The organism is Streptomyces sp. DH37 (assembly GCF_029813835.1).
GTDB lineage: Bacteria > Actinomycetota > Actinomycetes > Streptomycetales > Streptomycetaceae > Streptomyces.
Map to the genome: position 1 here is coordinate 86,118 of NZ_JARVKV010000010.1, position 21,923 is coordinate 108,040.

The 21,923-nt window shown below is 72.3% G+C and carries 20 protein-coding genes and 1 riboswitch; of the genes, 13 read left to right on the forward strand and 7 right to left on the reverse strand.

Features of this window, described 5'->3' with window-relative positions:
• The first annotated feature begins 79 nt into the window (after positions 1 to 79).
• From QC029_RS08185 to QC029_RS08210, 6 genes are all read left to right on the forward strand, one after another.
• Positions 80 to 940: a sigma-70 family RNA polymerase sigma factor gene (locus QC029_RS08185; protein WP_279554809.1), complete on the forward strand. Its 861-nt coding sequence runs from the start codon at positions 80 to 82 to the stop codon at positions 938 to 940.
• Positions 937 to 1,290 carry a mycothiol system anti-sigma-R factor gene (gene rsrA / locus QC029_RS08190; protein ID WP_279554810.1) on the forward strand — a complete coding sequence of 118 codons (354 nt, stop codon included), beginning with the start codon at positions 937 to 939 and terminating at the stop codon, positions 1,288 to 1,290. Before QC029_RS08185 ends, rsrA begins: the two co-directional genes overlap by 4 nt.
• Before the next feature lie 412 nt (positions 1,291 to 1,702).
• Positions 1,703 to 2,713, forward strand: coding sequence for a c-type cytochrome biogenesis protein (locus QC029_RS08195; RefSeq protein ID WP_279554811.1), 1,011 nt, complete (start codon positions 1,703 to 1,705; stop codon positions 2,711 to 2,713).
• A gap of 82 nt (positions 2,714 to 2,795) precedes the next feature.
• Positions 2,796 to 3,428 (forward strand): peptide deformylase, encoded by a 633-nt coding sequence (gene def, locus QC029_RS08200; protein ID WP_279554812.1) that lies wholly within the window; start codon positions 2,796 to 2,798, stop codon positions 3,426 to 3,428.
• Positions 3,429 to 3,576: 148 nt separating this feature from the next.
• Entirely contained in the window at positions 3,577 to 4,314 is a 738-nt protein-coding gene (locus tag QC029_RS08205; RefSeq protein ID WP_279554813.1) for a D-Ala-D-Ala carboxypeptidase family metallohydrolase, read from the forward strand.
• 63 nt (positions 4,315 to 4,377) lie between these two features.
• Positions 4,378 to 4,914: a hypothetical protein gene (locus tag QC029_RS08210; protein ID WP_279554814.1), complete on the forward strand. Its 537-nt coding sequence runs from the start codon at positions 4,378 to 4,380 to the stop codon at positions 4,912 to 4,914.
• Positions 4,915 to 5,006: 92 nt separating this feature from the next.
• On the opposite strand, the gene QC029_RS08215 is transcribed toward QC029_RS08210, so the two are convergent.
• The 6 genes from QC029_RS08215 to QC029_RS08240 form a co-directional block, all read right to left on the reverse strand.
• Positions 5,007 to 6,065 carry a ribonucleotide-diphosphate reductase subunit beta gene (locus tag QC029_RS08215; protein WP_279554815.1) on the reverse strand — a complete coding sequence of 353 codons (1,059 nt, stop codon included), beginning with the start codon at positions 6,063 to 6,065 and terminating at the stop codon, positions 5,007 to 5,009.
• Complete coding sequence (locus QC029_RS08220) at positions 6,056 to 8,485, reverse strand: ribonucleoside-diphosphate reductase subunit alpha (RefSeq protein ID WP_279554816.1); 2,430 nt, start codon at positions 8,483 to 8,485, stop codon at positions 6,056 to 6,058. The genes QC029_RS08215 and QC029_RS08220 overlap by 10 nt, the downstream gene beginning before the upstream one ends.
• Before the next feature lie 119 nt (positions 8,486 to 8,604).
• Positions 8,605 to 8,768, reverse strand: a riboswitch (cobalamin riboswitch).
• Positions 8,769 to 8,933: 165 nt separating this feature from the next.
• The gene (locus QC029_RS08225) at positions 8,934 to 9,719 is read right to left on the reverse strand and encodes a sulfotransferase (RefSeq protein WP_279554817.1); all 786 of its coding nucleotides are present in this window, start codon (positions 9,717 to 9,719) and stop codon (positions 8,934 to 8,936) included.
• A 261-nt stretch (positions 9,720 to 9,980) separates the two neighbouring features.
• Positions 9,981 to 10,508 carry a GNAT family N-acetyltransferase gene (locus QC029_RS08230; protein WP_279554818.1) on the reverse strand — a complete coding sequence of 176 codons (528 nt, stop codon included), beginning with the start codon at positions 10,506 to 10,508 and terminating at the stop codon, positions 9,981 to 9,983.
• Positions 10,509 to 10,781: 273 nt separating this feature from the next.
• Positions 10,782 to 11,084 (reverse strand): DUF3311 domain-containing protein, encoded by a 303-nt coding sequence (locus QC029_RS08235; RefSeq protein WP_279554819.1) that lies wholly within the window; start codon positions 11,082 to 11,084, stop codon positions 10,782 to 10,784.
• 147 nt (positions 11,085 to 11,231) lie between these two features.
• A complete protein-coding gene (locus tag QC029_RS08240) occupies positions 11,232 to 12,032 on the reverse strand; it encodes a GntR family transcriptional regulator (protein WP_279554820.1) in 801 nt (266 codons plus the stop codon).
• 356 nt (positions 12,033 to 12,388) lie between these two features.
• Here QC029_RS08240 and QC029_RS08245 point away from each other — a divergent pair, with 356 nt between their 5' ends.
• The 5 genes from QC029_RS08245 (at position 12,389) to QC029_RS08265 (ending at position 18,410) form a co-directional block, all read left to right on the forward strand.
• Positions 12,389 to 13,687, forward strand: a complete 1,299-nt coding sequence (locus QC029_RS08245; RefSeq protein WP_279554821.1) for a sugar ABC transporter substrate-binding protein — start codon at positions 12,389 to 12,391, stop codon at positions 13,685 to 13,687.
• Positions 13,688 to 13,813: 126 nt separating this feature from the next.
• Positions 13,814 to 14,818 (forward strand): carbohydrate ABC transporter permease, encoded by a 1,005-nt coding sequence (locus QC029_RS08250; protein WP_279554822.1) that lies wholly within the window; start codon positions 13,814 to 13,816, stop codon positions 14,816 to 14,818.
• 29 nt (positions 14,819 to 14,847) lie between these two features.
• Positions 14,848 to 15,726 (forward strand): carbohydrate ABC transporter permease, encoded by an 879-nt coding sequence (locus tag QC029_RS08255; RefSeq protein ID WP_279554872.1) that lies wholly within the window; start codon positions 14,848 to 14,850, stop codon positions 15,724 to 15,726.
• A 9-nt stretch (positions 15,727 to 15,735) separates the two neighbouring features.
• Positions 15,736 to 17,274: a glycoside hydrolase family 3 protein gene (locus tag QC029_RS08260; protein WP_279554823.1), complete on the forward strand. Its 1,539-nt coding sequence runs from the start codon at positions 15,736 to 15,738 to the stop codon at positions 17,272 to 17,274.
• Positions 17,275 to 17,318: 44 nt separating this feature from the next.
• Positions 17,319 to 18,410 carry an SIS domain-containing protein gene (locus QC029_RS08265; protein ID WP_279554824.1) on the forward strand — a complete coding sequence of 364 codons (1,092 nt, stop codon included), beginning with the start codon at positions 17,319 to 17,321 and terminating at the stop codon, positions 18,408 to 18,410.
• Positions 18,411 to 18,494: 84 nt separating this feature from the next.
• Here the strand turns inward: QC029_RS08265 and QC029_RS08270 are convergent, their stop codons facing one another.
• Entirely contained in the window at positions 18,495 to 19,256 is a 762-nt protein-coding gene (locus tag QC029_RS08270) for an SDR family oxidoreductase (RefSeq protein ID WP_279554874.1), read from the reverse strand.
• Between the two features lie 124 nt (positions 19,257 to 19,380).
• On the opposite strand from QC029_RS08270, the gene QC029_RS08275 reads away from it, so the two are divergent.
• Both QC029_RS08275 and QC029_RS08280 read left to right on the forward strand, forming a co-directional pair.
• On the forward strand, positions 19,381 to 20,046 hold the full coding sequence (locus QC029_RS08275; RefSeq protein WP_279554825.1) for a TetR/AcrR family transcriptional regulator: 666 nt from the start codon (positions 19,381 to 19,383) through the stop codon (positions 20,044 to 20,046).
• A 305-nt stretch (positions 20,047 to 20,351) separates the two neighbouring features.
• Positions 20,352 to 21,836, forward strand: coding sequence for a PAS domain-containing sensor histidine kinase (locus tag QC029_RS08280; RefSeq protein ID WP_279554826.1), 1,485 nt, complete (start codon positions 20,352 to 20,354; stop codon positions 21,834 to 21,836).
• The last annotated feature ends 87 nt before the right edge of the window (positions 21,837 to 21,923 follow it).

Genomic DNA, 21,923 nt, shown 5'->3' on the forward strand with positions numbered 1-21,923 from the left:
CTCCCCGGGCGCGTGTGTTGTGCCTGTGCAGGACACGTACGGACTACACGCACGCGCGAGGAGAGGGAGTCCACCCGATATGGGTTCGATCGCATGCCCGTCCCGCCCTCTGGGTACTCGAGCGACAGCCGCCCAGGTGGACTGGGCGACGCTGAGGCTCGCCGGACTCGTCGGGGACGTTCCCTTCCGGGCGGCGGAGGGGACGGACCGTCGTCTATCCTCCGATCCGAGCGGGTCCGGCATCGGACTCGAAGCCGCATCGGAGGAGGTGGGTCCGGTCGCCGCGACCGACGACGCTGCGCCCCAGGAACCCGTGGAGACGGAAACGGAACGGAACGCGCGCTTCGAACGGGACGCCCTCGCCTTCCTGGACCAGATGTACTCGGCCGCGCTGCGCATGACGCGCAACCCCGCGGACGCCGAGGACCTGGTGCAGGAGACGTACGCCAAGGCGTACGCGTCCTTCCACCAGTTCCGCGAGGGCACCAACCTCAAGGCGTGGCTGTACCGCATCCTCACCAACACCTTCATCAACTCGTACCGCAAGAAGCAGCGCGAACCGCAGCGCAGCGCGGCCGAGGAGATCGAGGACTGGCAGCTCGCGCGCGCCGAGTCGCACATGTCGACCGGGCTGCGCTCGGCCGAGTCGCAGGCGCTGGACCGGCTGCCCGACTCGGACGTGAAGGAGGCCCTCCAGGCCATCCCGGAGGAGTTCCGCATAGCGGTCTACCTCGCGGACGTCGAGGGGTTTGCGTACAAGGAGATCGCGGACATCATGGGGACACCCATCGGCACGGTGATGTCCCGTCTGCACCGCGGTCGCCGTCAGCTGCGCGGCATGCTGGAGGACTACGCCCGCGAGCGCGGACTGGTCCCGGCGGGCGCGAACGGCGCCGCCGCGCCGGACGAGTCGCACGACCGGAAAGGCTCGGGCTCATGAGTTGCGGAGAGCCGCACGAGACGGACTGCGCTGAGGTCCTGGACCACCTGTACGAGTACCTGGACCGCGAGATGCCCGACGGTGATCTGACGAAGTTCAGGGAGCACTTCGACGAGTGCTCGCCGTGCCTGGAGAAGTACGGCCTGGAGCAGGCCGTGAAGAAGCTGGTCAAGCGGTGCTGCGGCCACGACGACGTCCCCACCGGCCTCCGCTCCAAGGTGATGGGCCGCATCGAGATGATCCGCGCCGGCCAGGCCGTGCCGGAGCAGCCCGTGGTGGACCCCGCCGGGGACCGGCCCAGCCCCGCCTCCCTCGGGGGCCAGGGCGACACCGGCGGGAACGCCGTCTGACGGCACGGCCTGACCCGCCCCACCCCGTCTCACACGACCGGCCGCGGCGCGGCCGGTACGGCGCCCGGTGCCCGGAACGGAGGATCCGGCACGGGCGCTTCCGTGTGTCCGTGCCCCGCCCTGCCCCGCCCCGCCCGCTCCGCACCTCTTCCCGCCTCACCCGAACGTGCCGGCCCGCCGGGCTTCCGCCGGGACCCTCCCGCCGCCGTGCCGGATGCGCGTCCTCCGCTCCGTGCCGTTCCAAAGCCCCACGACCGATGGGTAATGAGCGCACACCCCGGTGGGCATGGTTGGATGCGAACCGGGAACCGCGGCAGGGAGAAGATCGCGGCACGGACACCGCGGCGGGGACCGCGACCAGACGGCCGCGAGGACGGCCGGGAGCAGCAGGCGGGAGTCAGGCGGGAACATCGTGAGGATCTTCGGCAAGGCAAGGCACCGGCCCTCCGCCGACTGGCGGGTGGTCACCGACCGCGCGTTCACGCTCATCGGTGACGGACGCTACGAGGACGCCGGCACGCTGCTGACCCGTGCCGCCGATCTGGAGCCGTGGCTGTCGGAGTCCTGGTTCAACCTCGCGCTGCTGCACAAGTTCCGGCACGACTGGGAGCAGGCGCGCGCCGCCGGGCTGCGCGCCGTCGCGCTCCTGGACCGGTCGGCGGGGGCACCCGACTGGTGGAACGTGGGCATCGCGGCCACCGCGCTGCAGGACTGGGCCCTGGCCCGGCGCGCCTGGCAGGCGTACGGCCTGCGGGTGCCGGAGACCGCGCCCGCCGACCGCGCCGCCGGCGACGACGGCCGCGCCGGCCCGCCGACCGGCATGGAACTGGGCAGCGCCGCGGTGCGCCTGTCGCCGGAGGGCGAGGCCGAGGTGGTGTGGGGCCGGCGGCTGGACCCGGCCCGCATCGAGGTGCAGAACATCCCCCTGCCGTCCTCCGGGCGCCGCTGGGGCGAGGTGGTGCTGCACGACGGCGTGCCGCACGGCGAGCGGACCACGGCCGCGGGCCACGCCTATCCCGTCTTCGACGAGATAGAACTCTGGGCGCCCTCGCCGGTGCCCACCTGGGTGGTGCTGCTGGAGGCGGCGACCGAGGCGGACCGGGACGCGCTGGAGCGGCTGGCGGCGGACGCGGGCTTCGCGGCCGAGGACTGGTCCTCGTCGGTACGGCTGCTGTGCCGCTCCTGCTCGGAGAGCCGGATGCCCAGCGACGAGGGCGAGGGCGCCCTCCGGCACGACCCCCACGACCACAGCGTGCCCGGGCGCCCGGGGCCGCTGGGGCACATGACGTCGGGCGAGCTGTGGGTCCCCGAGCGCGAGTGCGGTCTGGCGGCCCCGGCCGCGCTGGTGCGCGGGCTGCTGGACGGCTGGGTCGCCGACAGCCCGGACACCCGCGAGTGGCGGGACCTGGAAGAGGTCTGCTGAGACCGGCCGGGCGCGGCGAGGGGGCGCCTGCCCGTACTCTGTACGGGTCGTGGTGGAGCAGCGAGGAAGGCGTACGGCGAAGATGGCGGAGCACGAGACCGGGCAGCGTGTCGACGACGAGGGGTTCGTCGTCGACACGGAGGACTGCGAGGAGCGCGAGCGGACCCACCGCGAGCGCGGCACCGCCCGTCCGATCACCGTCGTCGGCAACCCGGTGCTGCACAGGGAGTGCAAGGACGTCACCGAGTTCGACGGCGAGCTGGCGAAGCTGATCGACGACATGTTCGCCAGCCAGCGCGCCGCCGAGGGCGTCGGCCTGGCGGCCAACCAGATCGGCGTCGACCTGAAGGTCTTCGTCTACGACTGCCCGGACGACGAGGGCGTGCGGCACGTCGGCGTCGTCTGCAACCCCGTACTGGAGGAACTGCCCGCCGAGCGCCGGGTGCTGGACGACTCCAACGAGGGCTGCCTGTCGGTGCCGGGCGCGTACGCCTCGCTCGCACGCCCCGACTACGCCGTCGTGCGCGGGCAGGACGCCGAGGGCAGGGCGATCACCGTGCGCGGCACCGGGTACTTCGCGCGCTGCCTCCAGCACGAGACGGACCACCTCTACGGCCGCCTCTACATCGACCGCCTCTCCAAGCGCGAACGCAGGGACGTCCTGCGGCAGATGGCCGAGAACACCCCGCGCTACGAGACGGTGCCCAACGACTGAGCGGTGCGCGCCGCGGGCCGAGGTGAACGGCGCGCGACGGTGGGCGGGCCTTCAGTGGCCCGCCCATTGGCATTTCCGGAAGCGTGTTGACGCGGGTAGATCTTCTCCGCCACCCTCGGAACCCCCACTGTTCCGACACGGAGGCACCATGCTCAGAGGCACCGTCCGTCTCATCCTCAGTGTTGTCATGATCGCGGCAGCCGCGCTGGTCGGCACGGTCACCACCGCGGGCACCGCCCACGCCGACGAGTGCTACACCTGGAACCGCACCCTCTCCCAGGGCATGTCCGGCTCGGACGTCGCCGAACTCCAGGTCCGCGTCTCCGGCTACCCCGGTTACGGCAGCGTGCTCGCCATCGACGGCTCCTACGGCCCGGCCACCGCCGCCGCCGTCAAGCGGTTCCAGGCCGCGTACGGGCTGTCGGCCGACGGCGTCGCCGGCCCGCAGACCTTCAGCAAGATCTACGCCCTCCAGGACGCCGACTGCACCCCGGCCCACTTCTCCTACGCCGAGCTGAACCAGTGCAACTCCACCTGGAGCGGCGGAGCGGTGAGCGCGGCGACGGCCAAGCGCAACGCGCTGATCTCCATGTGGAAGCTGGAGGCCATGCGGCACGCCCTGGGCGACGCGCCGATCCGGGTCACCAGCGGCTTCCGCTCCTACTCCTGCAACAGCGCGGTGGGCGGCGCCTCCAACAGCCGCCATCTGTACGGTGACGGCGTCGACCTCGGCGCCGGCTCGCACACCCTGTGCAGGATGGCGCAGCAGGCCCGCAACCACGGCTTCAACGGCATCCTCGGCCCGGGCTACCCCGGCCACAACGACCACACCCACGTCGACCACCGCTCCAGCCGCTACTGGTCGGCGCCCAGCTGCGGCATCTGAGCCGCCCGCCCCGCGCGGGGCACGGTCCGGCCCCCCACCCTTCCCTCCACGGAAAGGCCACCCATGAACAAGTCCCTGCGGCGTGCGGCGATCGGCGTCCCGGTGATGTCGCTGGCGCTCCTCGCCCTGCCGGGCGCCGCCCAGGCCGCCACGGCCCCGACGGCCCGGAGCGGGGTCTCCGCCCAGGCCCCCGCGGCGGCCCTGGTCACCAAGCTGACGCACTCCCAGGCGACCAGCCGCTTCCGCGCGGCGGGCATCACCTGGTCCTCCAGCGGAGGCTGCTCCGACCGCTACAACTCCACCTGCACCTCGTTCGAGCAGATCAACCTGGCCACGGTGCAGGGGGCGGAGACGCTCAAGAGCGCCAGCGGCTGCGCCCTCAACGTCACGGGCGGCACGGAGACCGGCCACGCGAGCGGCACGTACAGCCACTGGAACGGCTACAAGCTCGACTTCAGCCTCTCCACCTGCCTGAACAACTACGTCACCAGCCGCTTCACCTACATCGGCGGCAGCAAGTACCAGTCGGGCTCGGGGAACGTCTACTACCGCGAGAGCAACCACTGGGACGTGACGTACTACAACTGCGGCGGCTGCTGAGGCGGCTGCCGTCCCTTCCGGGCACGTGTCCCCGGGCCCCGCGCGGGACCCGGGGACACGTGCGTTCCGGGGAAGGCGTCCGGGGGAGGGGCTCAGAAGTCGTCGTCGAAGGAGACCGAGCCCTCGACCGCGACCTGGTAGGCCGAGGCGCGGCGCTCGAAGAAGTTGGTCAGCTCCTGGACGTTCTGCAGCTCCATGAAGGAGAACGGGTTCCCGGCGCCGTAGCGGGCGGGGAAGCCCAGCCGGACCAGCCGCTGGTCCGCCACGCACCGCAGGTACTCGCGCATCGACTCGGTGTTCATCCCCGGCAGGCCCTCGCCGCACAGGTCCCGGGCGAACTGCAGCTCGGCCTCGACCGCCTCCTCCAGCATCTCCTCGACCTGCCGCCGCAGCTCGTCGTCGAACAGCTCCGGCTCCTCCTCCCGCACGGTGTCCACCACGTCGAAGGCGAACGACATGTGCATCGACTCGTCGCGGAAGACCCAGTTGGTGCCGGTGGCCAGGCCGTGCAGCAGGCCGCGGGAGCGGAACCAGTAGACGTAGGCGAAGGCGCCGTAGAAGAACAGGCCCTCGATGCACGCCGCGAAGCAGATCAGGTTCAGCAGGAAGCGGCGGCGGTCGGACCTGCTCTCCAGGCGGTCGATCGACTCCACCGAGTCCATCCAGCGGAAGCAGAAGCGCGCCTTCTCCCGGATGGACTCGATGTTCTCCACCGCGGCGAAGGCGGCGGCGCGCTCGTCCGGATCGGGCAGGTAGGTGTCCAGCAGGGTCAGGTAGAACTGGACGTGCACGGCCTCCTCGAACAGCTGCCGCGACAGGTACAGCCGCGCCTCGGGCGAGTTGATGTGCCTGTACAGCGTCAGCACCAGGTTGTTGGCCACGATCGAGTCGCCGGTGGCGAAGAAGGCGACCAGCCGCCCGATCAGGTGCTGCTCGCCGGGGGAGAGCCTGGCGAGGTCGGCCACGTCGGAGTGGAGGTCCACCTCCTCCACGGTCCAGGTGTTCTTGATCGCGTCGCGGTAGCGCTCGTAGAAGGCCGGGTAGCGCATCGGGCGCAGGGTGAGCTCGAAGCCCGGGTCCAGCAGGTTCCGGGTGCGGCCGGCGGAGGACCCGGCGGCCGGGGTCTCGGGGGTGGTGGCGGTCACTGGCATGCCTCGCAGGACTCGGGGTTCTCCAGGGAACAGGCGGCGGCCCCGGCGGCCCGCGCCGCCTGGGGTGCGGGTGCGGACGCGGACGCGGGGGCGGGAACGGCCGCGGACGCGCCGCCCGCCGCTCGCGCGATACGGGTCGCGGGGCGCGAGCGCAGGTAGTACGTGGTCTTCAGGCCGCGCTTCCAGGCGTAGGCGTACATCGAGCTGAGCCGTCCGATGGTCGGCGACGCCATGAACAGGTTGAGCGACTGGCTCTGGTCCAGGAACGGGGTGCGGTCCGCCGCCATGTCGATCAGGGCGCGCTGCGGGATCTCCCAGGCCGTGCGGTACAGCGCGCGGACCTCCTCCGGGATCCAGGGCAGCTCCGCCACCGAGCCGTTCGACTCGCGCAGCGCCTCGCGGGTCCGCTCGTCCCACAGGCCCAGCCGCTTGAGGTCCGCCACCAGGTAGGAGTTCACCTGGAGGAACTCGCCGCTGAGCGTCTCGCGCTTGAAGAGGTTGGAGACCTGCGGCTCGACGCACTCGTAGACGCCCGCGATCGAGGCGATGGTCGCGGTCGGGGCGACGGCCAGCAGCAGGGAGTTGCGCAGGCCCGTGGCGGCGATCCGCTCCCGCAGCGCGGCCCAGCGCTCCGGCCAGGTGATCTCCGCGTCCGGGTAGTGGTCGACGTGGAGCACGCCGCGGGCGGCGCGGGTCGCAGGCCAGGCCGGGTGCGGGCCGTGGCGCTCGGCGAGGTCCGCGGACGCCTCGTAGGCGGCGAGCATGATCCGCTCGGAGATCCGGGTGGACAGCCGCCGGGCGCCGGGGGAGTCGAAGGGCAGGCGCAGCCGGAAGAAGACGTCCTGCAGGCCCATCAGGCCCAGACCCACCGGACGCCAGCGGGAGTTGGAGGCGGCGGCCTGCCCGGTGGGGTAGAAGTTGACGTCCACCACGCGGTCGAGGAAGGCCACGGCGGTGCGGACGGTGGCGTCCAGCCGCTCCCAGTCCAGCTCCTCGCCGGGGCGCGGGTCCCCGTCGGCGGGGGTGCGCAGGTGGGCGGCGAGGTTGACCGAGCCCAGGTTGCACACGGCCGTCTCGCCGTCATCGGTGACCTCCAGGATCTCGGTGCAGAGGTTGGAGGAGTGGACGACGTTGCCCGGCTCGGCGGTCTGGTTCGCCGTGCGGTTGGCGGTGTCCTTGAACGTCATCCAGCCGTTGCCGGTCTGGGCGAGGGTGCGCATCATCCGGGCGTAGAGGGTGCGCGCCGCAACCGTCCTCACCGCCAGCCCGGCGGCCTCCGCGCGGCGGTAGGCGGCGTCGAACTCCTCGCCCCACAGGTCCACCAGCTCGGGGACGTCCACCGGGGAGAACAGCGACCAGTCGGCGTCCGCCTCGACCCGGCGCATGAACTCGTCCGGGATCCAGTGGGCGATGTTGAGGTTGTGGGTGCGGCGGGCCTCCTCGCCGGTGTTGTCGCGCAGTTCGAGGAACTCCTCGACGTCCGCGTGCCAGGTCTCCAGGTAGACGCAGGCCGCCCCCTTGCGCCGGCCGCCCTGGTTGACGGCCGCGACCGAGGCGTCCAGGGTCCGCAGGAACGGCACGATGCCGCCGGAGTGCCCGTTGGTGCCGCGGATCAGCGACCCCCGCGCGCGGATCCGCGAGAACGACAGCCCGATGCCGCCGGCGTGCTTGGACAGGCGCGCGACCTGGTGGTAGCGCTCGTAGAGCGAGTCCAGCTCGTCCCGGGGGGAGTCCAGCAGGTAGCAGGAGGACATCTGGGGATGCCGGGTGCCGGAGTTGAACAGGGTGGGGGAGGAGGGGAGGTAGGAGAGCGTGCTGGTGAGCCGGTACAGCTCGGCCACCTCCTCCAGCGCCCGCTCGGAGGAGTCCTCGGCCAGTCCGCAGGCCACGCGCAGCAGGAAGTGCTGCGGCGTCTCGATCACATCGCGGGTCACCGGGTGGCGCAGCAGGTAGCGGGAGTGGACCGTGCGCAGTCCGAAGTAGCCGAAGCGGTCGTCGGCGCCGTCCGCGACGGCGGACTCGACCAGCGCGTCGAGCCGCCCGGCGTGCTCGGCGACGAACGCGGCCGTGCGGTCGGCGACCAGTCCCTCCCGGTGGCCGACCGCGACCGACGCCGAGAACGACACCGCGCCCTGCCCGGCCGCCTCCCGGCGGATCGCCAGGATCAGCAGCCGCGCCGCGAGCCGCGAGTACTCGGGCTCCTCGGCGATGAGACCGGCCGCGGCCTCGGTCGCCAGGGACCGCAACTGGTCCTCGTCCGCGCCGGGGTGGCGGCCGCGCAGCGCGGAGGCGGCTACCCGGCCGGGGTCGGTGGCGGGCAGGCCGGCGGCGAGCTCGGTCAGGGTGCGCAGCAGCGCGGTGCCGGGACGGTCGTCCTCCGGTGCGGGGACCGTGGCGGGCTCCGCTGATGAGATGGTCACTCGGTGCTCTCCCTCGTGGGCCGGCGGCCCCGGAGGGAGGCGGGGCAGGCGCGTACGGGCGCACCCGGCCGGAAGGGGGCGCACCGCGCGCGTCCGCCGGCCCAACCCACGAGGCCCGGACGTACTGGAACACCGTCGGCAGGTCCTCGGACTCGCGGCGGGCCGCTCGGCCCGTGCGGACGACACGGGGGCAGCCCGTCGCACACCGTTGCGGGACAGCTCCGGACTCGCACCGGATTCCCCTGCGGCGACAGCGAGATGAGCATACATCTAGTGCCGCTTTGGTCGAGCACCCCTAGATGTTGTGTTGAGGGTGGTGTCGGGGGCCGCCTGGACGGTGGCCGGGGAGGGGCGGCCGGGGTCGGTCGCGGACAGCTGTGGACGGCTGCGGCTGCCCGCGGCGCCGTGTCCCGCGCGGGGCGCGGCGCCGCGGGCAGCGGGCGCGGCGTCAGCCGGCCGCGGCGTCCGCCCGGCTGGGCAGGTACCCCCACGCCTCGCACGCGGCCCGCAGCGACTCGGGCACCTCGGAGGCGTCCGGCAGGGGGCGCGCCTCCTGGACGCTGCCGGTGCGGATCTTCTCCCGCCAGTCGCCCAGGCCCCTGCGCAGTCCGCCCGCGGCGCGGTCGCCGTACTCCAGCATCCCCGGCTCCCACTCCAGGCCCAGGAAGTCGCAGACGCGGCGCAGTTCGCGTTCCGGATCGGCGGTCAGGTCCTCGTAGCGGACGGTCACTCCCGGGAGGTTGCTCCGGGCCTCCTCCACCGCCTCCGCGTAGCGCAGGGCCTCGGCGGCGGCGTCCTCCATGCTCCGCCGCGAGGGGTCCGACTCGTGCCAGGAGACGGCGACGGAGGCGGGATGGCGCAGCAGGAAGACGAAGCGCGCGTCGGGCCAGCACGCCGCGATGCGCCGCCAGGCGAAGGCGTTGGCCGGGGTCTTCTCCACGATCACGGACTTGCCGGATCTGACCAGTTCGCGGTGGAGGATCCGGTCCCACAGCAGGTGCTCCAGGTCCGCCCTGTCCAGCCCCAGGTCCTTCATCGCCTCCGAGCTGAGTTTGGTGGTCGGGTGGACCTCCAGGCGGCGCAGGTGGAGTTCGTGGGGGGCGCGCAGCCGGGAGTGCCCGTCCAGGAGCAGCCGCAGCAGGGTCGATCCGGAGCGGATGGGGGAGATGACGAAGACGGGCTCGCGGAGCAGCCGGTCGGTCTCGGGGGAGGCGGGAGGACGGTAGGCCGTCACGGGTGTGGCGGCCGGGGCGGCCGTGGTGCCCGGCGAACCGGCTCCGGTGGGAGCCTTGGCCGAAAAGGCACCGTGGGAGGCGGTTTTCCGTGCGGACCGGGCGCGGCGCACTTCGTACCCGGTGGCGGAGGCAAGGATTCCGTTCACGGCTCGTAGGAACTTCATACGGGTCGACGCTAGGCGGCGACGGAGTTCGGCGCCACCTTCCCGGATGAGAATCTCCTGGGATTCTCCCCGGCGATCACGGGCGGAAAGCGGTGATCACCGCATTGCCAGGGCGAAGGTCAGCAGGGGGACGTCCGCGATCGGGCACCAGTCGCGGTCGGGGGTGCGGACGAAGCCCAGCCGCCCGTAGAGGCGGTGGGCGGCGTACATCCGGTGCTGGCTGGAAAGGACCAGTCGCTCCAGGCCCAGCGCGCGGGTCCGCTCCACGCACGCGCGCACCAGCGCCTCGCCCACGCCGCGGCCGCGCGCCTCGGGGCGCACCGCCAGGGTCCGGAACTCGCCCTCGCCGGGGCGCGCGATGTCCGCGTACGCCCCTCCGTGCACCGCGAGGGTGACCGTGCCCAGCACCGCGCTGTCACCGCCGTCACCGCCGCCTGCTCCGCGGGGCCGCACGGCCACCAGCAGGTCGGCGTGCTCGGCGCGGCGCCGCGCGTCGCGCAGTACGGCGAGGTACGGGTCGTCCGCGCCGAAGTCCAGCAGGCCGTCGCCCAGGTAGGCCCCGGCCGTCAGCTCTCCGACCGCCTCGAACTCCCGCGGGCGGGCCGCCCTGATGGTGATGTCCATGGCGGCCATCATGGGGCACCGCGCCGTCGGCGGCGCAACGGCTCATCGCGGGCGCGGGCGCGGGCGTGGATGTGGAGGCGGCGGGGGAGGGCCGTTGCTCCCGGCGGGACGGTGCCGCAGGCCGTGCCGACCGCCCGCCCGCCCGGCGAGCGGTGAACAGCGCCCGGTGTGGCACCACCGGGCCGGACGGGCCGTCCGCGGGCCGCCGTGGAGCACGTCACCGCCCCCGGCGCGGAGCACGGGGACGGAGGCGGCCGGTGCGGTGACGCCCCCTCACCGCTCCCCGTCCCCGGCGCGTTTCCCCGTGTCCCCGCGCCCCGCGGCGCGCCCGGCGCGCCGTGCCGCCCGCTCACGCCGCACCAGCACGTACGCGACGGCCGTCAGCGCGGCGGAGAGCGGCACCCAGAGCATCTGGTACCAGTAGAAGAAGGGCACTCCGGCGAAGGTGGGCTCGGTCCTGGCGTACGAGCCGACCCACAGCATCGCGACGAAGGGCGCGGACAGGCAGAGTCCGGTCACCACGCGTGCCGGCGTGACGGCCGGGAGGGACCTGGGGCTCTCCGGCGGTGCGGGCATGGCTGCGGCTCCGTCCTCGGGGTCCTCGGGGTCCTCGGGATCACCGTCGGCGTGTCGGGGAGACCGGGCGGGCCGCCCCGGCCGCGTCGCCGGTGCGCCGGGCGCCGGCCGGGCGGGGACGCGGCCCGCACTCCCGGCGCGGCCGGCTCACCGTGCGCGGCCCGGACGCTGGAGGCGGGCGACGAACTTGTAGCGGTCGCCGCGGTAGACCGAGCGCACCCACTCCACCGGCTCCCCCTCGGTGTCCCGCGAGTGCCGGGAGAGCATCAGCATCGGCAGGCCCACGTCGGTGCCCAGCAGGGCCGCCTCGCGCGGGGTGGCCAGGGAGGTCTCGATGGTCTCCTCGGCCTCGGCGAGGTGGACGTCGTACACCTCGGCCAGGGCGGTGTAGAGGGAGGTGTACTTCACCAGGCTGCGGCGCAGCGCGGGGAAGCGCTTCTGCGACAGGTGCGTGGTCTCGATGGCCATCGGCTCGCCGCTGGCCAGCCGCAGCCGCTCGATGCGCAGGACACGGCCCCCGGAGGGGATGCCCAGCAGCTCGGCGAGCCGTTCGTCGGCGGTGACGTAGCCGATGTCCAGCAGCTGGGAGGTGGGTTCCAGGCCCTGGGCGCGCATGTCCTCGGTGTACGAGGTGAGCTGGAGCGCCTGGGAGACCTTGGGCTTGGCCACGAAGGTGCCCTTGCCCTGGATGCGCTCCAGCCGCCCCTCGACGACCAGTTCCTGGAGCGCCTGGCGCACGGTGGTGCGGGAGGTGTCGAACTCGCTGGCGAGCGTGCGCTCCGGGGGGACCGGAGTGCCCGGGGGCATCGTTTCGGTCATCTCCAGCAGGTGGCGCTTGAGCCGGTAGTACTTGGGCACGCGCGCGGTGCGTCCGGCCGTGCCGCCCGCGCCGTCCGCCGCGGAGCGGGCGCCCGTGCCGACGGCGTTCGTGCTCCCCTCGGTCCCCATCGCGCGCCTTCCCGACTCGTGTCGTGACTCGTCCAGTGCCGTCACCGGCTTCCTCCGTACGTAGCGGATCACATCGTGGCACGGTCCCCGCCCCCGGTGGCGTCCCGGCTCAGATGTCGGTCCGGTAACGGATGAGACCGCGAGCTTTATACACCGTTGACAGCCCTATAGGTCTAGGCCAAGCTGCGGGCACTGGTCTAAACCACTAGAGACCAGCCCAGCCCCACGGGCAGTACTCGTCGAATGCCATCGCATCCCGACGTCCGCGACGCGCGGTACGCCGGCGTGACCATCCGGCGGGAGCGGAGATCTCGGGCGGTGGGCGGGGGATTTCTGGCATCCCGAAGGAGAAGGACGTGAAGCGCAAGCTCGTAGCGGCGATCGGCGCCGCGGCGATGATGACCGGTCTCGTGGCCTGCGGATCGGACGGTGGGAACAACTCCTCCAAGGATCCCAAGGAGCGCGACGAGACGCTCACCGTCTGGCTGATGAACGACGCCCAGAGCACCTGGCCCGAGCTGGTCGAGGACGTCAACGCGCAGTTCAAGAAGAAGTACCCGAAGGTCACGGTCAAGGTCCAGTACCAGCAGTGGGGGGACAAGGCCAAGAAGCTGGACGCGGCGCTGGGCGGCAGCAAGTTCCCGGACGTGGTCGAGCTCGGCAACACCGAGACCATGACCTACATCCTCAACGGGGCCCTCGCCGAGATCGACCCGAAGGACTACGACAACTCCGACACCTGGATCCAGGGCCTGAAGGACACCTGCTCCTTCGAGGGCAAGCTCTACTGCGTGCCCTACTACGCGGGTGCGCGCGTCGCCGTCTACAACCAGGAGATGTTCGACAAGGGGGCGGGGACCAAGGAGCTCCCGCAGACCGAGGACGAGCTGAAGAAGGCGCTCGACGCGGTCGCGAAGGAGTACGGCGACGACAAGGCGTTCTCCTCCCTCTACCTGCCCGGCCGCTACTGGTACGCCGCCATGTCCTACGTCGCCGCGTACGGCGGGCAGATCGCCGAGTACGACGAGGGCAAGGGCGAGTGGAAGGCCACCCTGAGCACCCCCGAGGCGCAGAAGGGCATCGAGCACTTCATCGGTCTGGTCAAGGAGTACAACAACGGCGACCGCACCAAGGACGAGCAGGACCACGCCAATGTGATGGCCAACGAGAAGGCCGCGCTGATCTACGGCAACGGGTGGGAGGCCGGCGGCGTCGTCGAGGGCGAGAACGGCAACCCGAAGCTGAAGGGCAAGATCGCCACCGCCGGCATGCCCGGTCCCGGCGGCAAGGCGCTGCCGTCCTTCATCGGCGGTTCCGACCTCGCGGTGATCCAGAAGTCCGAGGTCCAGGACCTGGCCAAGGACTGGGTCTCGATGTTCACCAGCGAGAAGTCGATGGAGGTCCTGGCCTCCAAGAACATCCTGCCGAACAACACCAAGCAGCTCGAGCCGCTGAAGCAGAAGCCCGAGACCGCCCCGATCGCCAACGCCGTGCCGGACGCCTGGTTCACCCCGATCGCCCCCGGCTGGACCGCGATCGAGAGCCAGAACGTGCTGGAGAACATGCTGCTGGAGGTCCTCAAGGGCACCTCGGTGGCCGACGCCACCAAGAAGGCCGACGAGAAGATCGACGAGCTGATCAACAGCGAGGCCTGAGAACGTGTCGGCGGGCCTCCTGACCCCGGGGGCCCGCCGGCGCACTCCGCGGCGGGCGGGCGCGTGTCCCCACGCTCCCGCCCCCCGCGCCCCTTCGGTGAAGAGAACGAACGGAAGGCCAGCACCGTGACCGCCGCCGACACCAAAGCCGCCGACCCGCCGGCGGCCGTACCGCACCGCCCAGGGCCGAAGCCGTCCCGGCCGTCCCGTCCGTCCGCGGGCCGGTCGCGCGCCGGCCGGGGCAAGAGCGCGAGGCTGCCGTACCTGCTGATCGCCCCGGCGATCGTCGCGGTCGGCGCCGTCTTCGCCTATCCACTGGTGAAGACCGTGATCATGTCCTTCCAGGACATGCGCCGCGCGCACCTGTGGGGTGGCACCACCCCGCCGTGGGTGGGCTTCGAGCAGTTCACCAACATCCTCGGCGACCCCCATTTCTGGGCGGTCACCTTCCGCACCGTGCTCTTCATGGTGGTCTGCGTGACGGCGACCATGGGGCTGGGACTGCTGCTGGCCCTGCTGATGCAGAGGCTGTCGACCTGGGTGCGGCTGCTGCTGACCGGCGCGCTGGTGGCCGCCTGGTCGATGCCGCTGCTGGTGGCGACCTCGATCTTCCGCTGGCTGTCGGACTCCGACTACGGCGTGATCAACAACCTGCTGAGCAGGCTCCCCGGGGTGGACTTCCAGGGCCACAACTGGTTCCTCGACCCCTGGCAGGGATTCACCATCATCGGGGCGGTGGTCGTCTGGGGCGCGATCCCGTTCGTGGTGATCACCCTCTACGCCGCGCTCACCCAGGTGCCCCAGGAACTGGAGGAGGCCGCCCAGCTCGACGGCGCGAACGCCTTCGGCGTCTTCCGCAACGTGGTCTTCCCGGTGATCAAGCCGGTCTTCCAGATGGTCGCCACCCTCTCGGTGATCTGGGACTTCAACGTCTTCGGCCAGATCTTCCTGATGCGCGCCAACAAGCCGGAGCCCGAGTACGAGCTGCTGGGCCTGTACTCGTTCAGCAAGGCGTTCGAGAGCGCCTCGTTCAGCCAGGGAACCGCCATCGCGCTCATCACCGTGCTGCTGCTCTCCGGCGTGGCCGTGTACTACCTGCGTCAGCTGATGAAGACAGGAGAGGTCGAGTGAGCACCTCCACACCGCCCGCCACCACCCCCGTGGCAGCTCCCGAGGCGGCCGCCGACACCACCTCCGTGTACGAACTGCGCCCGGACCGCGGCAAGAGCCGCCTGCTGTACAACGTGCTGGGGCTGGGCGCCTTCGTGGTGATGGTCTTCCCGGTGTACTGGCTGGTCCTCAGCGCCTTCCGGCCCAACCGCGAGATCCGCAGCTACGACCAGTCGCTGTGGCCCACCTCCTTCACCTTCGACAACTTCGTCCGCGCCACCGAGGCGCCGAACTTCTGGACGGCGATCCAGAGCAGCCTGATCATCTGCGTCACCTCGGTCGCCGGCGCCATCTTCATCGGCACCATCGCGGCGTTCGCCATCGGCCGCTTCGAGTTCTACGGGCGCAAGCCGTTCATGACGGTCCTCATCCTCGTCCAGCTGCTGCCTCCGACGGCGATGCTCATCCCCATCTACGTGCAGCTCAACAACATGGGCGCGCTCAACGAGTACTGGGGCGTGATCATCGTCTACATGGTCTCCGTGCTGCCCTTCGCCACCTGGATGATCCGGGGCTTCGTGGTCAACGTGCCCAGGGAGCTGGAGGAGGCGGCGATGGTCGACGGCTGCACCCGGATGGGCGCCTTCTGGCGGGTCATCTTCCCGCTGGTGGCCCCCGGACTCGCGGCGGCGTCCATCTTCGCCCTGGTCACCGCCTGGAACGAGTACCTGTTCGCGTACATCCTGCTGCAGGACAACGACAAGTACACGCTCAACGTGTGGCTGATGAACTTCACCACCGACCGCGGTACGGACTACGGCGCCCTGATGGCCGGCTCCGTCCTCATCGCCATTCCCGTGGTGGTCTTCTTCATGATCGTCCAGAAGAAGATGGCCGCGGGCCTCACCTCCGGCGCAGTGAAGGGATAGCCGAAGCCCATGACCACTCTCACCGGCACCACCGGCACCCTGGTCCGCAACGCCCTGGCCGTCCTCCAGCCCGGCTTCACCGGCACCACCGCGCCCGACTGGCTGCTGCGCAGACTGGACGAGGGACTCGCGGCCGTGGGCCTGTTCGGCCGCAACATCACATCTCCCGCGCAGCTGGCCGCGCTCACCGCCCAGCTGCGCGGTGTCCGGCCCGAAGTGCTGGTGGCCATCGACGAGGAGGGCGGCGACGTCACCCGGCTGGAGGCCCGCGCGGGGTCGTCCTTCCCCGGCAACCTCGCCCTCGGCGCGGTCGACGACACCGGCCTGACCCGCGCCGTCGCCCGCGAGCTGGGGCGCAGGCTCGCCGAGTGCGGGGTCAACCTCAACTGGGCGCCCTCGGCCGACGTCAACTCCAACCCCGACAACCCGGTCATCGGCGTCCGCTCCTTCGGCTCCGCACCGGACCTGGTGGCCCGGCACACCGCCGCCTGGGTCGAGGGACTGCAGTCCGCCGGGGTCGCCGCCTGCACCAAGCACTTCCCCGGGCACGGCGACACCAACGTCGACTCCCACCACGCCCTGCCGCGCATCGACGCCGACCTGGCCACGCTCGCGGAGCGCGAACTCGTCCCGTTCCGCGCGGCGATCGCCGCGGGAAGCAAGAGCGTGATGAGCGCGCACATCCTGCTGCCCGCCCTGGACCCGGCGCTCCCCGGCACGCTCAGCCCGGCCGCCCTGACCGGCCTGCTGCGCGCGCCCCGGAGCGAGGGCGGGCTCGGCTTCGAGGGACTGATCGTCACCGACGGCATGGAGATGCGGGCCATCGCGGCCACCCACGGCATCGAGCGCGGCAGTGTGCTGGCCGTCGCCGCGGGCGCGGACGCCATCTGCGTCGGCGGGGGACTGGCCGACGAGGAGACCGTGCTGCGCCTGCGTGACGCGCTGGTGCGGGCCGTGATCGACGGCGAGCTCTCCGAGGAGCGGCTCGCCGACGCCGCGGACCGCGTCCGCGACCTGGCCCGCTGGGCCGCCCGGGCCTCCGCCCACGGGACGGCCGCCGCCCCGGCCCCCGGGATCGGCCTGGAGGCCGCCCGCCGCGCCCTGAAGGTCACCACCCGGGAGGGCCACACCCCCGTGACCGGGCCGGCGTACGTCGCCGCCTTCACCCCCGTCGCCAACATCGCCGTCGGCGACGAGACCCCCTGGGGGCTCGCCACCGAACTGGCGGAGCTGCTCCCGGGCACCGCGACCGGTTCCTGGGGCCGTGAACAGGCCGAAGCGGCGGGACGGGACGTGCTGGTCGCACAGGTGCTGGGCGAGGCGGCGGACCGTAGGATCGTCGCAGTGGTACGCGACGTCCACCGGCACCCCTGGATGGCGAACGCCCTGGACGCCCTGCTCACCGCCCGGCCGGACACGGTCGTGGTCGAGATGGGACTGCCCCAGGCGCCGCCGTCCGGAGCACTCCACATCGCGACTCACGGCGCCGCCCGCGTCTGCGGACGGGCCGCCGCGGAGGTCATCGCCGGCCGGGGAACCGACGGCTGAGCTCCGTGGACCGTACGCACCACAGACAACGGGAGGCCCCCAGCATGTCCGCCACGACTCCGGCCGCGAACCCGGCGCCGCACGGCGACCGGCCGGGCCGGATCATGTCCGGTGAGATGGCCGAGCAGCCGGCCGTGCTGCGCCGCATCCTCACCGAGGGCGCGCCGAGGATCCGCGAGGTCGCCGAGCGCATCGCGGCGCGCAACCCCCGCTTCGTGCTGCTCACCGCCCGCGGCACCTCCGACAACGCCGCCCTCTACGCCAAGTACCTGCTGGAGATCCAGCTGGGCAAACCCTGCGGCCTCACCTCCATGTCCACCACCACCGCCTACGAGGCCCGGCAGGACCTCACCGACTGCCTGGTCATCGCCGTCAGCCAGTCCGGGGGCTCTCCCGACCTGGTCGCCTCCACCCGGGCGGCGCGCGAGGCCGGTGCCGTCACCCTGGCGGTGACCAACAACCCCGACTCGCCGCTGGCCGAGGTCAGCGAGTTCCACATCGACATCCTGGCCGGCCCGGAGAAGGCGCTCCCGGCGACCAAGACCTACACCGCCGAACTGCTGTCGCTGTACCTCCTCGTCGAAGGCCTGCGCGGCGGCGACGGCGCCTTCGGCAACGCGGCCAAGGCGCTGCCCGACCTGGCCGAGTCGATCCTGGCCCGCCAGGACGAGGTCAGGCGGCTGGCCGCCCGCTACCGCTTCGCCGAACGCATGGTCATCACCTCCCGCGGCTACGGCTATCCGACGGCCAAGGAGGCGGCGCTGAAGCTGATGGAGACCAGTTACATCCCGGCCCTGTCCTACTCCGGCGCGGACCTGCTGCACGGCCCGCTGGCGATGGTCGACAACGTCTCGCCGGTGATCGCCATCGTCACCGACGGCAGGGGCGGCCGGGCACTGCAGCCCGTCCTCGACCGGCTCAAGGACCGCGGCGCCGACCTCGTCGTCATCGGCCCCGGCCGGCAGGTGGACGACGCCTCGGCGGGCTTCGTCCTGCCGACCGAGGACGTGCCCGAGGAGCTCCAGCCCATCCTGGAGATCCTCCCGCTGCAGATGCTGGCGTACGAGGTGACCATCGCCCGGGGCCAGGACCCGGACGCTCCCCGCGCCCTGGCCAAGGTCACCGAGACCCGCTGACCGCGCCCGTCAACGCGCCGGGCCCCGCGCCTCCCTTCGTCGAGCGGGGCCCGGCCGCCGTCCGTGCGGCCTCGTCCGTGCGGCCTACAGCAGTGCGCCGCCCGTCGCGTCCACCCACTGACCGGTCACCCAGCGGCTGTCGTCGGAGGCGAGGAAGGCCACCACGTCGGCTATGTCCGCCGGCTCGCCGACCCGCCCCAGGGCCGCCACCTCCGCGGACCGCCGCCAGGCCGTCTCGTCCCCCCGCAGCCATCCCGCGTTCATGTCGGTGTCCACCACGCCCGGCGCCACGGCGTTGACCGTGATGCCGCGCGGTGCCAGGTCCTTGGCGAGGGTCATGGTGAAGACGTCCACGGCGCCCTTGGACATCGCGTACGAGATCAGCTCCGGCATGGCGGCGCCGCGCGTCAGCCCCGTGGAGACGTTGACGATCCGCCCGCCGTCCCGCATCCGCTCCAGAGCGAGCCGGGTGATGAAGAAGGGCGCCTTGGTGTTGACGGCGAAGACCCGGTCGAAGTCCTCCGGGGTCGCCCTGGCGATCGGCTCGCGCGCTCCGTCGATCCCGGCGTTGTTGACCAGGACGTCCAGCCCGTCCGCCTCCCGGTCGAAGGCCTCCCACAGCGCCTCCGCGTCGCCCGGCACCCCCAGCTCCGCCCGGATCGCGAAGGCGGAGCCGCCCGAGGCCCCGATCGCCGCCACCGTCTCCTTCGCGGCCGCCTCGTCGCGGCCGTAGTGCACCCCGACCCGGGCGCCCTCCCTCCCCAGCCGCTCGGCCACGGCCCGCCCGATCCCCCGGCTGCCCCCGGTGACCAGCGCCGTCCTGCCCGCCAGCCTCCCGCTCCCCACGACTCCCGCACGCTCCCGCGCGAGCCTCTCCCCCGGTACGGCCACGGTGATCCCCCTCTTGTTTAGTGATCGCTACAGAAAGATCGTAGCACGCTTTACGGAGCGAACGCTATAGAATTCACCCATGGCGACCAAGCAGCGCGGCAGGCCCCGCTCCTTCGACCGGGACACGGCCCTGGAGAAGGCCCTGCGCGCCTTCTGGGAGCAGGGCTACGAGACGACCTCGATCGCGGACCTCACCCGCGCCATGGGCATCGCGGCGCCCAGCCTGTACTCCGCCTTCGGCGACAAGAGGACGCTGTTCGAGGAGGTCGTGGAGACGTACGTCCGCCGGTACGGCGGGTTCGTCGGCCGCGCCCTGGCCGAGGAGCCCACGGCGCGGGGCGCGATCGAACGCGTGCTGCGCGAGGCCGCCGCGGAGTACACCGCGCCGGGCCGCCCGTCCGGCTGCCTGGTGATCAACGCGGCCGTCAACGCCGCGCCCGCCTCGGCGGAGGTGGCCGAGGCGCTGCGCGTGATGCGCGAGGAGAACGCCCGTGCGTTCGCCTCCCGTATACGCGCCGGCGTGGCGGCCGGGGAACTGCCGGCGGACACCGACGCCTCCGCGCTCGCCCGGTTCGTCGCGTCGGTGCTGCAGGGGATGTCGCAGCAGTCGCGCGACGGCGCCGGACGGGAGGAACTGGAGGCGGTCGCCGACACGGCGATGCGGGCCTGGCCGGAGGCGCCCGGAGCGGCGGGGGAGGAGTCCGGGGCGGCGGAGGAGTCCGGGGCGGCGGCCCGGCGATCCTGAGGCCGGCCCGGAGGCACCCGCGGGCCGCGGCGCCGGGACGGGACCCTCAACCCGTCCGGCACCGCAGCCCGGAGCGATCGGAGACCCGGCGCAGTCAGGGCAGAGAGCGCCCGGTCTCGTTCCACCCTCCTGTGCGGGGAGGGCGGAAGCCTTCGCCATTGTGGACCGGGCCACAGGCACGTGTCCACGCCTTGAACGCATCAGCGGTTCGCGGAAGCGGCTGCCGTCAATTCTTGCGCACAAGAGCGCGTATGCACAGACGTACGACCGGATCGGTCGCCGGTTAGGCTCACACCGTGCCCTCCATGAACGACCTCGTACGCCAGCACACCGCCCTCAGCGACTCCGACCTGGAGTGGCTGCACCTGCTGGTCTCCGAGTGGCAGCTGCTGTCCGACCTCTCCTTCGCCGACCTGGTGCTGTGGGTCCCCACCCGGGACGGGACGCGTTACGTCTCCGTCGCGCAGATGCGCCCCAACACCGGCCCCACCTCCTACCAGGACGACATGGTCGGCCACCTCGTCCCCCGCGGGCGCCGGCCGCTGCTGGACGCCGCCCTCGACGAGGGCCGGATCGTCCGCGAGGGCGACCCGGAGTGGCGCGAGGAGGTGCCGGTGCGGGTCGAGTCGATCCCCGTGCGCCGCGAGGGCCGCGTCCTGGGCGTCATCGCCCGCAACACCAACCTGCTGACCGTGCGCACGCCCAGCCGGCTGGAGCTGACCTACCTGCAGAGCGCCTCGGACCTCGCGCAGATGATCGCCGCGGGATCGTTCCCCTTCCCCGACCAGCAGGTCGACATGGACGCCTCCCCGCGGGTCGGCGACGGACTGATCCGGCTCGGCGCCGACGGCGTCGTCCAGTACGCCAGCCCCAACGCGCTCTCCGCCTACCACCGGCTCGGCCTCGCCGCCGACCTGGTCGGGCTGCACCTGGGCCAGGCCACCGCCGAACTGGCGCCCTCCCGGGGCCCGGTGGACGAGTCGCTGGTCAAGCTCGCCAGCGGCTGGGCCCCGCGCGAGACCGAGATCGAGGGCAACGGCTGCGTCGTCCAGCTGCGGGCCATCCCGCTCAAGCCGAAGGGCGTCCGGATCGGTTCGCTCATCCTGCTGCGCGACGTCACCGAACTGCGCCGCCGGGAGAGGGAGTTGATCACCAAGGACGCCACCATCCGGGAGATCCACCACCGGGTGAAGAACAACCTCCAGACCGTCGCCGCCCTGCTGCGGCTCCAGGCCCGGCGGATCGGCGCGGGCACCGGCGGCACCGCGCGGGAGGCGCTGGAGGAGGCCGTCCGCAGGGTCGGCTCGATCGCGATCGTCCACGAGACGCTGTCCCAGACGCTGGACGAGCGCGTCGAGTTCGACGAGATAGCCGACCGGGTGCTGGCGATGGTCGCCGAGATCTCCCCGGGCATGGTCACGGGACGCCGCACGGGCCGCTTCGGCGTACTGGCGGCGGAGGTCGCCACCCCGCTGTCCATGGTGCTCACGGAGGTGCTGCAGAACGCCCTGGAGCACGGCTTCCGGCCGGGGGAGCGGGGCACCGTGGAGGTCGCCGCCGTCCGCGGCGCGGGAGCCGGCCGCGAGGGGGGACGGCTGCTGGTCACCGTGCAGGACGACGGGCGCGGCCTGCCGGAGGGCTTCGACGTGCGCACCGCGGGCAACCTGGGGCTGCAGATCGTGCGGACGCTGGTCGAGGGGGAGTTGGAGGGGGGCTTCGACATGCTCCCGGCCCCCGGGGGCGGCACCCGGGTGGTCCTGGACATCCCCGTGGAACCGGAGAGGCGCTAGCCCCCGCGCGGGCGCCCCGCACAGCACCGAGCCCCGGACCGTGATGTGTACGGTCCGGGGCTCGACGTCGTCGTTGCGGTGCGCACT